This window comes from Bradyrhizobium sp. STM 3557, assembly GCF_045571465.1.
Taxonomy (GTDB): Bacteria; Pseudomonadota; Alphaproteobacteria; order Rhizobiales; family Xanthobacteraceae; genus Bradyrhizobium.
This window is the reverse complement of the sequence record NZ_CP120697.1, coordinates 7298818-7314041: the sequence shown is the minus strand read 5'-3', so window position 1 is coordinate 7314041 and position 15224 is coordinate 7298818. Positions and strand designations below refer to the sequence as shown.

The following is a 15224-nucleotide window of genomic DNA, read 5'->3' as shown; positions in this document are numbered from 1 at the left end:
CGAGCCAACGGGTCCGCGCGAACGCGCGGCCCGATGACAGGCTCCGCGAAGCAATCCAGGATGCGCCAAGGCTATGGATTGCTTCGTCGCCTGCGGCTCCTCGCAATGACGAAGTGCCTTACACCGCGGCCTTCAACACTCTGACCAGCTCGCGGTGGATCAGCTCGTTGCCGCAGACGACATGGCCTGTGGCGAGCGCGTCGTCCTTGCCGTCGATGCCGGAGACGGTGCCGCCGGCTTCGCGCACCATGAGCAGGCCCGCGGCGATGTCCCAGGGCGCGAGGTCGCGTTCCCAATAGCCGTCGAGCCGGCCGGCGGCGACGAAGGCGAGATCGAGCGAGGCGGCGCCGAAGCGGCGCAGCCCGGCAACCTTGGTCTGCAGCGAGATGAATTCGCGATTGAACAGCGCATGGTCGCCGCGGCCGATATGCGGCAGGCCGCAGGCGATCACGCAGTCATGCAGCTGGCGGCGACCGGCGACGCGCAGGCGCTGGTCGTTGAGGAAAGCGCCCTTGCCGCGCTCGGCGATGTAGAGCTCGTCATTGCCGGGATTGTAGATCACGCCGGCAATGATCGAATCCTCGCGCTGCAGCGCGATCGAGATCGCGAATTGCGGAATGCCATGCAGGAAGTTGGTGGTGCCGTCGAGCGGATCGACGATCCAGGTGTGCGACTTGTCGGAGCCCTCGCGCCTGCCGCCTTCCTCGCCGAGGAAGCCGTAGCCGGGCCGCGCCTTGGCGAGATCCTCGTACAGCATCTCCTCGGCGCGCTTGTCGGCCATCGAGACGAAATTCGCCGGCCCCTTCAGCGAGACCTGCAGATGCTCGATCTCGCCGAGATCGCGCTTGAGGCTGCGGCCGGCGCGGCGCGCGGCCTTGACCATGACGTTGATGAGGGCGGAGTGCAGCATGGGTGATTGAGCTTTGATGGCAGAAGGGCGCTGGGCGGCCATGAAGTCGCCGCGGGATGGGCAGTGGGTGCCCTGCGAAAGCCCCGTCGTCAAGCCGCTTCCCCTAACCTCTCCCCGCCTGTGGGGAGAGGTCGGATTGCGAAGCAATCCGGGTGAGGGGTACAGGTCTAATCATTCGGACCGGTCGCGTGTCGGCCCCTCACCCCAACCCTCTCCCCGTAAGAACGGGGAGAGGGGGCGCACCGGTGCTCGGCCATAGTGTTGGCCCCACAGTCCATTCGACCGAAGATCAGCTACTTGGTCGTCCCGAGCCAGCGTTTGGCCGCCTGTTCGCCCTTCGTGCGGTCGTCCGGGCTCAGGTCGGCGAATTTTTCGTCCAGCTTGGGATCGCCCTTGCCGGCGGTCTTGGCAACCAAGTGCCACTTATAGGCCTCGGCCTTGTCGGCTGGCGTGCCCGAGCCGTAATACAGCACCCAGGCGAGACGATTCTGGGCGATCGGGCTGTTCTGCTTGGCCGCCTTGCGCAGCAGTGCCACCGCTGCAGGCAGATTCTTGGCCGTGCCGGTGCCATTGTAGAGCGCGATCGCGTATTCGACCTCGGCGTCGACATTTTCCGCCAGCGCGGCGGCCTGCAGCAGCTGCACCGCCTTCTGAGGGTCCTTTGGAACGCCGGTTCCCTCCTTGTAGAAGGTCGCCAGCGCATATTGCGCTTCCGGATTGCCGCCGTCGGCGGCCATCTGCAACAGCTCGGCCGAGCGCTTGAGATCCTGCGGCAGGGTCTGGCCGTCCAGATAAAGCAGGGCGAGGTTATAGGCCGCCTTGGGCTCGCCGAGCTTGGCCGCGGAGGCGAGCAGCTTCACCGCATCCTGGCGGTCGACCGGCCCACCGCGGCCCGCCAGCTGCATCATCGCCAACGCGAACATCGATTCGCGGTCGCCGGCATCGGCCGCGCGCTTGTACCAGGCGGCGGCCTTGTCGTAGTCGCGCTTGACCCCCATCGCGTTCTCGTAGAGCTGGCCCAGCATGGCCATCGCTTTGGGATCGCCGGTCTGGGCCTTGGCGGTGGCGAGGTCGAACGCGGTTTTGTACTGGCCGCGCTGATAGGCGCCGTAGACCAGGTCGACGTTCGGATCATTGGGAGGCGGCGACGTGGTCGTGGCGGTCGCCGGCGCGCTGGGCAGGGATGGCGCGGCCGGCTTTGCGGCGGCCGCAGGCGGCGGCGCCGGTTTCTTCGCCGCGGCCGTCGGAGCAGGCGGCTTCTCGGCGGCCTTCTCGCTGGCTTTGGGCTTTTCGGCGGGTCGCTCGAGCGGCTTTGGCTTGTCCGTTGCCGGCGGCTGCACGCCGGACGGCGTGAGCGGCATCTGCGCGACCGCGCTGGTTCCAGCCAGCAGCAGCACCGCGAGGATCGGTGTCAGGCGCAGCATGATCATCGAGGCAGGTTCATCCCTGGGCGGCCATCGTGGGCGCCGTATAAGCCGCCTTGATGGCAGCGCCAAGCTCGGCCAGCGCCGCGGCAGGGCCGCGCGCGTCCTGCCAGACGAGATCATCGGCCAGGATGAAATCCGCGCCGGCTGCCACGAACTCCGCCGCTTCCTCGCGCGTCGCGGCATAACCGATGCAGGGCGGCTCGAACAGCTCGGCCCACCAGCCGAGCCGCTCGGCGATGGCGTCCGGCGCCGGCCGCCGACCGTGTGCATCGGGCTCACCGAACAGCACGTAATCCGCGCCGCGCTCACCTGCATTCATCGAATCGTGACGGGTCGGCAGGCCGCCGACTCCGGCGATGCGGTCGGGCTTCAGGGTTGGCAGCGCCTCGTCGAGCGCCGCCATGCCGTTCAGATGCGCGCCGTCGGCACCACTGCGGGCGACGAGGTCGGCATGGCCGTCGATGAGCAGCGCCGCGCCCGCGCCCTGGATCGCCGGCGCCAGCGCCTTGATCGCCGAGATCATGCTGCGTGGATCGGTCTCTTTCAGCCGCACCAGCACAGCCGCGACATCGGCCTGCGCGAGCAGGCCGGGCAGCTGCGCGGCGAGCGGCGCCGGATCGGTCAAAATGGGGGTAGCGAGATAGAGCCGCGGCGGAGGCCGCGGCGGAGCCGTCTTGTTCGACACTTCTATGCTGCCTTCTTCTCCAGCTCGTCGGTCCATTGGCCGAGGCTCGCCAGCCCGTTCATGCGGGCGCGATGCGTGAACGCGCGCTGGCCGGCGGGCACGTTCTCGGCCTTGCCCGCCCACGCCTTCTGCGGCGCCGCCTGCAGCGCGCGGCCGTAGGAGAAGGTGAGCTTCCAGGGCAGATGGCCGATGCGGTTCATCGCATCGAGATGCGCGGTCGCCTGCTCGTCGGACTGGCCGCCGGACAGGAAGGCGATGCCCGGCACCGCGGCCGGCACGCAGGCCTTCAGCAGGCGGATGGTCTTTTCCGCAACCTCGGCGACGGAGGCCTGCCTCACGCATTTCATGCCCGCGATCGCCATGTTCGGCTTGAGGATCATGCCTTCGAGCTCGACGCGCTGAGCGCGCAATTCCTGGAACACCTTGTTGAGCACGTGGCTTGTGACCTCGTAGCAGCGGTCGATGTCGTGGTCGCCGTCCATCAGCACCTCCGGCTCGACGATCGGCACGATCTGCGCCGCCTGGCACAGCGCGGCGTAACGCGCCAGCGCATGGGCGTTGACATGGATCGCGGTCGTGGTCGGGATGCGCTGGCCGATATCGATCACCGCGCGCCATTTGGCGAAGCGCGCGCCACGCTCGTAGTATTTCTTCAAGCGTTCGGCAAGCTTGTCGAGGCCGACCGTGACGGTCTCGCCCGGGCAGGCGGGCAGCGCCTGCGTTCCCTCGTCGACCTTGATGCCGGGGATGCTGCCGGCCTGCTCGATCAGCTTGATCAGCGGCGTGCCGTCCTTCGCGTTTTGCCAGATCGTCTCGTCATAGAGGATCACGCCGGAAATGTGCTGCATCGCATCCTTGGCTCGCAGCAGCATCTCGCGATAGTCGCGCCGGTTCTCCTCCGTCGATTCGACCTTGATCGCATCGAAGCGCTTCTTGATGGTGCCGGTGGATTCGTCGGCAGCCAGAATGCCCTTGCCGGGCGTCACCATGGCAGTCGCGACTTTGTTGAGGTCGGAGAGGTTCATGACGGCATGCTCCAGATGCACCTGCCCTGCCTCTCAAAATAGACGGTTCTCGGGCAGTTGCCGAGAAAACATTGCGTGTGGGAGGCGGCCGGGGCGGCACGTCTGGGCCTGACCTCACGGCCGACGGCTCAGCCAAGGGGCGTTGCGTCGAAGCGGGGCGGGAGCGCCTAGCGCTCCCGCCATCCGTTCATTTCGCGTTGATTGCGATGCGCTTCACTTTCGATTCGGCCTGCGGCAGCTTAGGCATGGTCACCGTCAGCACACCGTTCTTGAATGCGGCCGATACCTTTTCCGGATGGACGTCGTCGACCGGGATGTGCCGTTCGAACCGGCCGTAATAGCGCTCGCTGAACCGTCGATCCTTGTCTTCGGTTTCCGTCTTCTTCTCGCCCTTGATCGAAAGGACGCCGCCCGTGAGCTCGACCTGAACGTCGTTCTCATCCAGGCCCGGCAACTCGGCCGTGACCTTGACGTCCTTGTCGGTCGCGCTGACCTCGATGCTCGGCCAGTTCATCGGTCCCTCGAAGAAGCGGCTGCCGAACGGGGCGACATCGAAGCCACGGAAGACGTCATCGAACAAGCGATTCATCTCGCGATGCAATGTGAAGATCGGGTTGTAATCCTCGCCCCGGCGCGTGGTCATCTCACGACCGCGGCCCCAGGGAATGAGATCGGTGATTGCCATCTTGTTATCCTCCTTTGTCGAAGCGAGCGCCCGCAGTCGCGGCGCAGGCCGCGCCGCGGGCCGCAAGTCACATACATTTCGTCACATGCACTTGGCCGGCTCGCTCAGGCCGCGTGCTTGTGCTCGACCTGCTGGTTGTCGTTTCCGGTCTGGATCGCGATCTGGCGCGGTTTCATGGCCTCCGGGACCTCACGCACCAGGTCGATCTTGAGCATCCCGTTCGTGAACGCGGCGCCCTTCACCTGGACATAATCAGCCAGATTGAACGTCCGCCGGAACGGGCGCGACGAGATGCCCTGGTAGAGGTAACGGTGCTCGCCTTTGTCGGGCTTGCGGCCTTCCACCGTCAGCAGATTCTGTTCGACGGTGATGCTGATCTCGTCGGGTACGAAGCCGGCCAGGGCCAGCGAGACCTGATAGTGATCCTCACCGACGCGTTCGATGTTGTAGGGCGGGTAGTTGTCGTTTCCCGTCCACCGGACGGAGTCCTCGATGAGGTCGATCATGCGATCGAAGCCAACGGTCGATCGCCACAGCGGAGCAAGGTCAAAGGTTGTCATAGCCACATCCTCCTTATGAGCAACATGGATACGAGCGCCTCGGACACCGTGTCCGGCGCCCGGTGACCGGGCCCTTGGACAGGCGCCCGGTGCCGCACGATGCGGGTGCGTGCACCGATCAAGTTAGAAAAGGCGCCCGACGTTTCAAGAGGCCTTTCGTCGCGCGCGACATCGTCTTTCACCGGCGATCATGGCACCGGGCCCCATCGGCGAATTCAGCACCCTCTCCCGGAACCAGCACGCCTGTTTGATGTTCATAGGCGCGGCTCATCGGCTTGGTTGGACGCCGCTGCTCGTCTCTTGCCGAAGTGCCGCCGAAGCACTGATTGCAAGTACGGAGGGATTGAATGAAGATCGCGCAGGTTGCTCCGTTATTCGAAAGCGTGCCGCCACGGCTCTATGGCGGGACCGAGCGGGTCGTGTATTACCTGACCGAGGAGCTGGTCAGGCAAGGGCACCAGGTCTCGCTGTTTGCGAGCGGGGATTCCATCACCTCCGCCGAGCTCGTCCCCTGCACGCCGCGCGCCTTGCGGCTCGATCCTGACGTCCGCGACGCGATCCCGCACCAGATCCTGCTGCTTGACAAGGTTCGTGAGCGGGCGGACGATTTCGACATCCTGCACTTCCATATCGACTACCTGCATTTCCCGCTGTTCCAAGGCGAGGCGGGTCGCACGCTCACGACCCTGCACGGTCGCCAGGATCTGGCCGATCACCTGCCGTTCTATGCGCATTTCGCGCAGATGCCGCTGGTCTCGATCTCGGACGCGCAACGCACGCCGCTGCCTCGTGCAAACTTCGTGGGGACCGTCCATCACGGCCTCCCGCTCGAGCTGCACAAGCCGACCTTCGAGCCGCGCGGCAACTACCTGGCGTTCCTCGGACGTATCTCCCCCGAGAAGCGGCCGGACCGTGCCATCAGGATCGCTCGGGCTGCTGGCCTGCCGCTGAAGATCGCGGCGAAGGTCGACAAGGCCGATGAGGCCTATTTCCGCGACGTCATTGCGCCGATGCTCGGCGGCCCCGGCGTCGAGTTCATCGGCGAGATCAACGAAAGCGAAAAGTCCGAATTCCTCGGAGAGGCCGCAGGGCTGCTGTTTCCGATCGACTGGCCGGAGCCCTTCGGCCTGGTCATGATCGAAGCCATGGCATGCGGCACCCCTGTGCTGGCGTTCCGTCACGGCTCGGTGGCCGAGATCGTCGAGGACGGGATCACCGGACGCATCGTGACAAGCGTCGAGGAGGCCGTGCAGGCGATCCCAAGCATGCTGGCGCTGGACCGCCGGATGATCCGCGCGCGTTTCGAGGAGCGTTTCTCCGCAGCGCGCATGGCCGCCGACTACGTCAAATTGTACCAGAAGCTGCTGCGCAAGCGTCCTGCGCCGGAACGCCAATTCTCGGTGCTGGCCGCGCACGCGGCGACGAACGGACATGTCGGATATTCGCCGGCAGGCGCGGCTCGTCAGGAGGTAAATTAAGCGATATCTCAGGCAGGCAACCGTCCCCTGGCCGGAGGAGTTCGGTCGCCTCGCCCCAGTGAGGAACTGACAGCCGATCAGGAACAACATCGGCTGATCGACGTTCGGTGAACGCCTCATCCGCCTCGGACGCCTGCAAGGGTCCACGAGAGGCGGAGATGGCATGCTCGTACCCATTTTGCTCATGGAGGATTTGGATATGGGACAAGTCTCGCCCTTTTTCCGGCGATCCAGTGTCGTCATCGATCGCCTGACGAATGCGCTTGCCGAGACGTCGCGCTCGGTTATCAAGCGAGGCCTTGGCGTCAGTCGCCCCGATCTGAAGACGCGGCTTCGGCGTCTGCGCGGTAAGCTCAGGACCCTGCTGCGTAAACGTCCGCTGGCGGCGCAGACGCCGGCCGGCTCGCGATAGCTCACGCCTCGTCAATCGGGATGAAGGAGCGATCGCATGTCGGGCATCGCAAAACTCCCCTATGTTTCCGCAGAAGGCGGCCTGTCGCGCTATCTGGCTGAGATCCAGAAGTTTCCATTGCTGACGGCATCCGAAGAGGCGGCCTATGCCAGGCGTTGGCGGGATTGCGGCGACCGGGATGCCGCATACCGCCTCGTGACCAGCCATCTTCGGCTTGCGGCCAAGATCGCCATGAAGTACCGCCGCTACGGCCTGCCCCTGGCGGATATCGTCTCGGAAGCCAACATGGGTCTGATGCAGGCGGTGAGGCGGTTCGACCCTGCAATGGGTTTCCGGCTCGCGACCTATGCCATGTGGTGGATCAAGGCGTCGATCCATGAGCATATCCTGCGATCGTGGTCGCTGGTGAGATTGGGCGTTGGCAGGGCCCAGAAGAAGCTTTTCTTCAAGCTTAGGCAGATCAAGAACAGGATCTCGGCCATCGAGGACGGCGATCTGCGTCCCGAGCAGGTCGCGTACATTGCCGAACAGCTCAAGGTGAGCCCGCCGGAGGTGATCGAGATGGATCGCCGGCTGCGCGGCGACGCTTCGCTCAATCTCGCGATCGGTCAAGACGACAGCACGGAGGAGTGGCAGGACCGGCTGATCGACCTGTCGCCCGATCCGGAGAGCACCCTGACGGATGCTGATGAGTATCGTCATCGACAGGCGGCGCTATCGGAGGCGCTCAAAGACCTGCCCGCGCGGGACCGCGCGATCCTCGAGGCACGCTATCTCGCCGACGACCCGAAGACGCTCGACGAACTGGCCCGGGAGCATCGGGTCTCGCGCGAGCGAATCCGGCAAATCGAGCAGCGCGCCTTCAACCGGGTGAAACGTGCGGTGTGCGCCCGAGTTGCTCGTGCGGCGTTAGCGGCGCTTCCGTGCGCAGACGCATCCAGGGCCGCATAGCGCAGGACACGAGGTAGAGCGGCGGGGTGGATGAGCCATGGGCCTCGTCCGCCCCATGTCGCACGTACATCGCAGCTGCGAAGACCGTGGGACGCGATATCCTGACAAAGGGCGCGTGAGGGCGGCCTCAGCGCTCTCCCGGTGCAATTAGTCTGAGCTTTCTAAGCCAGCCTGCTGCCATGGGTGGGATACGTTCGTCGGCAGAAAAAGGGGGGCCAGCGGCCCCCAAAGATCGATCTTCACCACCAGTGATGCCAGCGGTGATGCCACCACGGCCGATGGAAGAAGAACGGACGGGGCGGCGGATAGTAGGCGTAAGCGCCATAGAAGTTCGGGCGCCACCAGCACCGGCCCCAGGGATTGCAGACCCAGCGAACCTGCTCGATCTTGCTGTCGGCGTTCGAAAGCTGCTGCGCATTCGGCAAGCCGTTTGGCATCGCAAGTGCGGCAGGGGCCGCGATCGCGCTCGCGGCCAAAGCGGCGAGGCCGAGAAGGGCTGTTCTCATTTTCATTGAGACCTCCTTTGCAACTAACAACTCAACTAATCGTCAAACGCGAAGCCATCGCGGAAGTTCAGGAAGTGCTTCAATTTTCATGTTTGTGAACAAACGTTTGGCCAGGTGGGCGCGCATTCATCCCTGGCGATCGTCCAGGCGCAGTTCGAGCTCAATCGCGCTACGCGATCGAGCTCGCCGCTGGACGCAGCCGCCCTTTCGTTGCGCTGCAATGACCAATTCGACGATTCAGCAGCCGCGGCAAATGTCAGGGATCAGCTGCTCCGGCGGCACGGCGCGCTCCTTCCGGTTGCTGTTCCGCGTGGTGACGCGATCTGACGTTGCAACCAGCTCTCGGCGCGGCTGGACCGCGTTGTCCGAGACTGTCGCACGTCGGGCGGGAGAAGCTTCAGTCTGAGAGGCAATGCTCAGCACGCCGAAAACGGCGGCGGCCAATACTACTCTTCGCATGGCATCCTTCCGAGCTATCGGAATTTCGGGTTGTCAAGCGAAGGTAAAACTTGGTGCAAGCTCGAAGAAATTTCAAGCTCAGGAGGAGCCGACGCGAAGGTGTAAAAAAAGCCGGCAGCGGAATGATTTCCGCTGCCGGCTGACCAGAGCCCTCTCGCAACTACGCGACCTTGGGGTCGAGCTCGCCCGTGGCGTAGCGCTTGGCCATCTCGGCCGTGGTCAGAACGCGCTTGATCTTGCTGGCCTGGCCCGCGGTGTTGAACTCCTGCAGGCGCTGCTTGCACAGCTTGGTCATCGCCTCCATCGCCGGCTTCAGATATTTGCGCGGATCGAACTCTTCCGGGTGCTGCGTCAGCACTTTGCGGATCTGGCCGGTCATCGCCATACGGTTGTCGGTGTCGATGTTGATCTTGCGCACGCCGTTCTTGATGCCGCGCTGGATCTCGGCGACCGGCACGCCCCAGGTCGGCTTCATCTTGCCGCCATGGGCGTTGATGATCTCCTGCAGATCCTCCGGCACCGACGACGAGCCGTGCATGACCAGATGCGTGTTGGGCAGCTTGCGGTGGATCTCCTCGATCACGTTCATGGCGAGGATGTCGCCGTCCGGCTTGCGGGTGAATTTGTACGCACCGTGCGAGGTCCCCATCGCGATCGCGAGCGCGTCGACCTTGGTCTCACGCACGAACTTCACGGCCTCATCGGGATTGGTCAGCAGCTGGTCATGCGACAGCTTGCCTTCGGCGCCATGGCCGTCCTCCTTGTCGCCCATCCCGGTCTCGAGCGAGCCGAGCACGCCGAGCTCGCCTTCGACCGAGATGCCGCCGAGATGCGCCATGGTGGTGACAGTCCTGGTGACGCCGACATTGTAGTCCCAGTCGCCCGGTGTCTTGCCGTCGGCCTTCAGCGAGCCGTCCATCATGACCGAGGTGAAGCCGGACTGGATCGCGGTCATGCAGGTGGCGGGCTCGTTGCCGTGGTCGAGATGCACGCAGACCGGAATCTGCGGATGGATCTCGGTGAGCGCATCCATCATGTGGCGCAGCATCACGTCATTGGCATAGGCGCGGGCACCGCGCGAGGCCTGGATGATGACCGGCGCATCCAGTGCGGAAGCGGCGTCCATGATCGCGAGCGCCTGCTCCATGTTGTTGATGTTGAAGGCCGGGACGCCGTAATCGTTCTCCGCCGCGTGGTCTAGCAATTGCCGCAACGTGATCCGCGCCATCTGTCCAATCTCCCTTTCAGGGCGTCTCGCCCAAATAATTAGCGTGCCTTCAGAACCTCGACGCCGGGCAGAGGTTTCCCCTCCATCCATTCCAGGAAGGCGCCGCCGGCGGTCGAGACATAGGTGAACTGACCGGCTACGCCGGCCTGGTTGAGCGCCGCGACGGTGTCGCCGCCGCCGGCGACCGAGATCAGCTTCTTGGCCTTGGTGCGCTCGGCCGCGTGCTTGGCCGCGACGATGGTGCCGCGGTCGAACGGGGCCAGCTCGAAAGCGCCGAGCGGGCCGTTCCAGACCAGCGTCGCCGCATCGTCGATCGCGGCATGGATGCGCGCGGTCGATTGCGGGCCGACGTCGAGGATCATGCTGTCCGCGGGAATGGCATCGAGGCCATAGGCGAAGGAGGGCGAGTTGGCCGCGAAGTGATAGGAGACGGTGGCGTCCACGGGGAGGATGATCGCGCAGTTCGAGGCTTCCGCCTTCTCTATGATCTTCAGCGCGGTGGACGCGAGGTCCTTCTCCGCCAGCGACTTGCCGATCTGCACGCCCTGCGCATGCAGGAAAGTGTTGGCCATGCCGCCGCCGATCACGAGCGCATCGACCTTGGTGACGAGGTTTTCCAAGAGCTCGATCTTGGTCGAGACTTTTGCGCCACCGACGATCGCGATGACGGGACGGGTCGGCGCTTCCAGCGCTTTCGTCAGCGCATCGAGCTCGGCCTGCATGGTGCGACCGGCATAGGCCGGCAGCTTGTGGCCGAGGCCTTCGGTGGAGGCATGGGCGCGGTGCGCGGCCGAGAAGGCGTCGTTGACCCAGATGTCGCCGAGTTTTGCCAGCTCAGCGACGAAGGCCGGATCGTTCTTCTCTTCCTCTTTGTGGAAGCGGGTGTTCTCCAGGCACAGGATGTCGCCATCCTTCATCGTATCGATGGCTTTCGCTGCCGGCTCGCCGATGCAATCATCGGCAAAGGCGACGGGCTTCTTGACCACCTGCGCCAGCGCCGCGGCGACCGGCTTCAGCGAGTCCTTTTCGTCACGGCCCTTGGGCCGGCCGAAATGCGCGAGCAGGACGACCTTGCCGCCCTTGCTCGAAATCTCGGTGATGGTCGGCGCGACGCGCTCCAGCCGCGTCGCGTCGGTGACGCGGCCATTCTCCATCGGCACGTTGAGGTCGACGCGCAGCAGCACGCGTTTGCCCTTCACGTCGACGTCGTCGAGGGTGCGGAATTGTTTCATGACCTGATTACTCGCTTGCTGGCGTCAGGAAAAAGGACCCGGCGGGCTGATGCTCCGGCGGATTGCCTTCCTGTCTAGTCGTCACCTTGCCACCCCAGCGAAAGCCGTACGCGATCAAGCCGATCAGCAGGATCGCGCCGGGAATTCCGAGCCAGTGTGGCAGGCCCATGATGGCGACGCCTTACAGCAGCTTGCCCATCGCGACGGCGGTGTCGGCCATGCGGTTGGAGAAGCCCCACTCATTGTCGTACCAGGACATCACGCGCACCAGGTTGCCGTTCATGACCTTGGTCTGATCCATGTGGAAGGTCGAGGAGTGCGGATCGTGGTTGAAGTCGATCGAGACGTTCGGCGCGGTCGTGTAGCCAAGGATGCCCTTGAGCTGCTGCTCGCTGGCGCGCTTCATCGCCTCGTTGATCTCCTTCGGATCGGTGTTGCGCTTGGCGACGATCTTGAGGTCGACGACGGAAACGTTCGGCGTCGGCACGCGGATCGCGACGCCGTCGAGCTTGCCCTTCAGCTCGGGGAGCACGAGGCCAATCGCCTTGGCGGCGCCGGTCGAGGTCGGGATCATCGACATCGCAGCCGCCCGGCCGCGATAGAGGTCCTTGTGCAGCGTGTCGAGCGTCGGCTGGTCGCCGGTATAGGCGTGGATCGTGGTCATGAAACCGGTCTCGATGCCGACCGTGTCATTCAGCACCTTGGCGATCGGCGCCAGGCAGTTGGTGGTGCAGGAGCCGTTGGAGACGACGAGGTGGTCCTTGGTCAGCGAGTCATGGTTGACGCCGTAGACGATGGTGGCGTCGGCGCCGTCGGCGGGCGCGGAGACCAGCACGCGCTTGGCACCGGCGCTCAGATGCGCGGCGGCCTTGTCCTTGGCGGTGAAGATGCCGGTGCATTCCAGCGCGACCTCAACGCCGAGATCCTTCCAGGGCAGCTTCGACGGATCGCGCTCGGCGGTGACCTTGATCTTGCCGTTGCCGAGGCTGATCGAGTCGCCGTCGACGGTCACGGTGCCGGGGAAGCGGCCGTGCACGGAATCGTAGCGCAGCAAATGGGCGTTGGTTTCGACCGGGCCGAGGTCGTTGATCGCGACCACCTCGATGTCCTTGCGGCCGGACTCGGCGATGGCGCGAAGCACGTTGCGGCCGATGCGGCCAAACCCGTTGATTGCAACCCGGACTGCCATCTGCGTCTCCTTCATGCCTTTTGTCATCCCCGCACAAGACCCGTATGGGTCCCGTCACGAGGGGGTGAGGTGTCTGCGTCCGGTTCTGCCGGACGGAAAGCGACAATATGGGTCCTTGGTAGTCCTTTTTTCAGGACACCTCAACCGTTCTTGCGGCCGGTGGATGCGCGAGCCCTGCGTGCTGGGAATACGGTTTACCAAACTTTCCGCAGGGGAATGAACCAATGCGGCCCTGCCGGGTTGGTGTTCTCGCGGTTTGGCCAGTCCCTTGATGTCGATTATGGCATCCCAGCGCCAGTGCACCGCGGTTTGTGGATTTGGCGTTCCGCCTGGAACGCCAGCCATGTCTCGGCCTTCGACACACGGCGGCGGTTTCGCAAATCTGTCACGTTGGCGACAAGTTTGATCGCCCTGCCGCCGCGACCAGCGCCAGCAGTTCGTCGCCGTAATGTTCGAGCTTCTTGTCGCCGATGCCGGGGATGGTGCGGAGCTGTCCGAGCGTGATCGGACGTGCGCTTGCGATGCCATCGATCGTAGTATCGTGCAGCACCACATAGGCCGGCACGCCGCGCTTGCGTGCGACCTCTGAGCGCCACGCCCGCAGGCTTGCGAGCAGGGTTGCGTCGCCCGCCTGGCCCGGTCGCGGCACGAGATCGCCGCGCCGCGATCTGCTCCGGATCGCGCGGGCGGCGCTCGCAGTCTGCTCGCGCAGCATCACCGCGGTCTCGCCTTTCAAGACGCCGCGCGATGTCGCCGTCAGCTTCAGCGCGCCATAGGCTTCGTTGTCGGGCGCAAGATGGCCCATCGCCACGAGCTGGCGCAGCGCGGCGCGCCATTGTTTCTCGTTGAGTTCGCGGCCCACACCGAACACCGACAATTTGTCATGCCCGAACTGCTTGACACGCTCGGTCGCGCGGCCGACCAGCACATCGATCAGGTGCATCGCTCCGAAACGCTGCCCGGTGCGATAGGCGCAAGATAGCAGCTTCTGCGCGATGACCTTGCCGTCGACGACACGCGGCGGCGACAGGCAGTTGTCGCAATTGCCGCACTTGGTGGCTGTCACGGTCTCGCCGAAATAGCCGAGCAGGCGCTTGCGCCGGCAGTCTGCGGTTTCGGCCAGGGCGACCAGGGCGTCGAGCTTGCGGATCGACACCCGCTTGTAGGCCTCCGACCCGTTCGACTCGTCGATCATCCGGCGCTGCTGCACGATATCTGTGAGCCCGTAGGCCATCCAGGCGGTCGACGGCTTGCCGTCGCGGCCGGCGCGCCCGGTCTCTTGGTAGTAGGCCTCGATGCTTTTCGGCAGATCGAGATGTGCGACGAAGCGCACGTCCGGCTTGTCGATGCCCATGCCGAACGCGACCGTGGCGACGATCACGATGCCGTCCTCGTTGATGAACCGGTCCTGGTTGCGGGCGCGCAGGCCGGCGTCGAGTCCGGCATGATAGGGCAGCGCCGTGATGCCGGCCTCCGTCAGCGTGGCTGCGATGTCCTCGACCTTGGCGCGGGACAGGCAGTAGACGATTCCGGCATCGCCGGCATGGCGTTCTGCGATGAAGGTCTTGAGCTGGGCCGGCGCGTTGTACTTGTCGACGATCTCGTAGCGGATGTTGGGGCGATCGAAACTCGCGACGAATTGCGGGCTGCCGACAAGCGCGAGCCGCTCGGCGATTTCCTTGCGAGTCAGCTCGTCGGCGGTCGCGGTCAGCGCGATGCGCGGCACGTCGGGAAAGCGCTCCGCAATGACCGACAGGCCGATATATTCGGGGCGGAAGTCATGCCCCCATTGCGACACGCAATGCGCCTCGTCGATGGCGAACAGGGCTATCTCCGCGCGCTCCAGCAGCGCGAGGCAGCGCGGCGTCAGCAGCCGCTCCGGCGCGACATAGAGCAGGTCGAGATCGCCGGCGATGAGCCGCCGCTCGATCTCATCGGCTTCCTCGCGCGACAGCGTGGAGTTCAGGAATGTGGCGTTGACGCCAGCTTCGAGCAGGCCGGAGACCTGGTCGCGCATCAAGGCGATCAGCGGCGACACCACGATGCCGCAACCCTTGCGCAGCAGGGACGGCAATTGATAGCACAGCGACTTGCCGCCGCCGGTCGGCATCAGCACTAGGCAATTGCCGCCCTCCGTGACATGCCTGACCACCGCTTCCTGCGCGCCGCGAAAGCCTGACAGCCCGAACACCGAGTTGAGCACGGCCAGCGCGCGATTGGCCGTGTCGGTCGTGGCGTTGGGAGCTGTATCCATCGTGCGGAGACTATGCGGAGTGGGACATCTGGTCAGCCGATTTTAGAGCGCTTTGCCGCGCGGGAAAGAGCGATCTGTTTGGTTGGACCGCGGTCGTGCTCTCTCTGCACCTCTCCACCTCTCCCCACCGGGGAGAGGTCGGCGCGCAGCGCCGGGTGAGGGGGCTTGCGCCGACGGATGGTCCGTAAGCCCTCACCCGGATTGCATCTGACGATGCAATCCG

At 64.8% G+C, this 15224-nt stretch carries 14 protein-coding genes; 2 read left to right on the top strand and 12 right to left on the bottom strand.

From position 1 onward, the window contains the following. Positions 1–118 precede the first annotated feature (118 nt). The 6 genes from P6U24_RS33855 to P6U24_RS33830 all read right to left on the bottom strand — a co-directional run bounded on the left by P6U24_RS33855 (position 119) and on the right by P6U24_RS33830 (position 5292). Entirely contained in the window at positions 119–910 is a 792-nt protein-coding gene (locus P6U24_RS33855; protein WP_407156732.1) for an inositol monophosphatase family protein, read from the bottom strand. A 293-nt stretch (positions 911–1203) separates the two neighbouring features. After that, positions 1204–2340 (bottom strand): tetratricopeptide repeat protein, encoded by a 1137-nt coding sequence (locus tag P6U24_RS33850; protein WP_407156731.1) that lies wholly within the window; start codon positions 2338–2340, stop codon positions 1204–1206. A gap of 10 nt (positions 2341–2350) precedes the next feature. Then, a complete protein-coding gene (locus tag P6U24_RS33845) occupies positions 2351–3022 on the bottom strand; it encodes a thiamine phosphate synthase (RefSeq protein ID WP_407156730.1) in 672 nt (223 codons plus the stop codon). Positions 3023–3024: 2 nt separating this feature from the next. Continuing rightward, positions 3025–4047, bottom strand: coding sequence for a class I fructose-bisphosphate aldolase (locus P6U24_RS33840; RefSeq protein ID WP_407156729.1), 1023 nt, complete (start codon positions 4045–4047; stop codon positions 3025–3027). Between the two features lie 187 nt (positions 4048–4234). Then, complete coding sequence (locus tag P6U24_RS33835; RefSeq protein WP_407156728.1) at positions 4235–4732, bottom strand: Hsp20/alpha crystallin family protein; 498 nt, start codon at positions 4730–4732, stop codon at positions 4235–4237. A 104-nt stretch (positions 4733–4836) separates the two neighbouring features. Next, complete coding sequence (locus P6U24_RS33830; protein WP_407156727.1) at positions 4837–5292, bottom strand: Hsp20 family protein; 456 nt, start codon at positions 5290–5292, stop codon at positions 4837–4839. A gap of 347 nt (positions 5293–5639) precedes the next feature. Here P6U24_RS33830 and P6U24_RS33825 point away from each other — a divergent pair, with 347 nt between their 5' ends. Further along, the gene (locus tag P6U24_RS33825) at positions 5640–6770 is read left to right on the top strand and encodes a glycosyltransferase family 4 protein (protein ID WP_407156726.1); all 1131 of its coding nucleotides are present in this window, start codon (positions 5640–5642) and stop codon (positions 6768–6770) included. 448 nt (positions 6771–7218) lie between these two features. Then, positions 7219–8133, top strand: coding sequence for an RNA polymerase sigma factor RpoH (gene rpoH / locus P6U24_RS33820; protein WP_407156725.1), 915 nt, complete (start codon positions 7219–7221; stop codon positions 8131–8133). Between the two features lie 239 nt (positions 8134–8372). Here rpoH and P6U24_RS33815 read toward each other — a convergent pair whose 3' ends face one another. The 6 genes from P6U24_RS33815 to recQ all read right to left on the bottom strand — a co-directional run bounded on the left by P6U24_RS33815 (position 8373) and on the right by recQ (position 15001). Further along, positions 8373–8639, bottom strand: a complete 267-nt coding sequence (locus P6U24_RS33815; protein ID WP_407156724.1) for a hypothetical protein — start codon at positions 8637–8639, stop codon at positions 8373–8375. 619 nt (positions 8640–9258) lie between these two features. Next, a complete protein-coding gene (gene fba / locus P6U24_RS33810; RefSeq protein ID WP_407156723.1) occupies positions 9259–10326 on the bottom strand; it encodes a class II fructose-bisphosphate aldolase in 1068 nt (355 codons plus the stop codon). Between the two features lie 38 nt (positions 10327–10364). After that, positions 10365–11558: a phosphoglycerate kinase gene (locus P6U24_RS33805; protein ID WP_407156722.1), complete on the bottom strand. Its 1194-nt coding sequence runs from the start codon at positions 11556–11558 to the stop codon at positions 10365–10367. A gap of 7 nt (positions 11559–11565) precedes the next feature. Continuing rightward, positions 11566–11727 carry a hypothetical protein gene (locus tag P6U24_RS33800; RefSeq protein ID WP_407156721.1) on the bottom strand — a complete coding sequence of 54 codons (162 nt, stop codon included), beginning with the start codon at positions 11725–11727 and terminating at the stop codon, positions 11566–11568. A 12-nt stretch (positions 11728–11739) separates the two neighbouring features. Continuing rightward, positions 11740–12747, bottom strand: coding sequence for a type I glyceraldehyde-3-phosphate dehydrogenase (gene gap / locus P6U24_RS33795; protein WP_407156720.1), 1008 nt, complete (start codon positions 12745–12747; stop codon positions 11740–11742). A 385-nt stretch (positions 12748–13132) separates the two neighbouring features. After that, complete coding sequence (gene recQ, locus P6U24_RS33790) at positions 13133–15001, bottom strand: DNA helicase RecQ (protein ID WP_407156719.1); 1869 nt, start codon at positions 14999–15001, stop codon at positions 13133–13135. Positions 15002–15224: the final 223 nt, after the last annotated feature.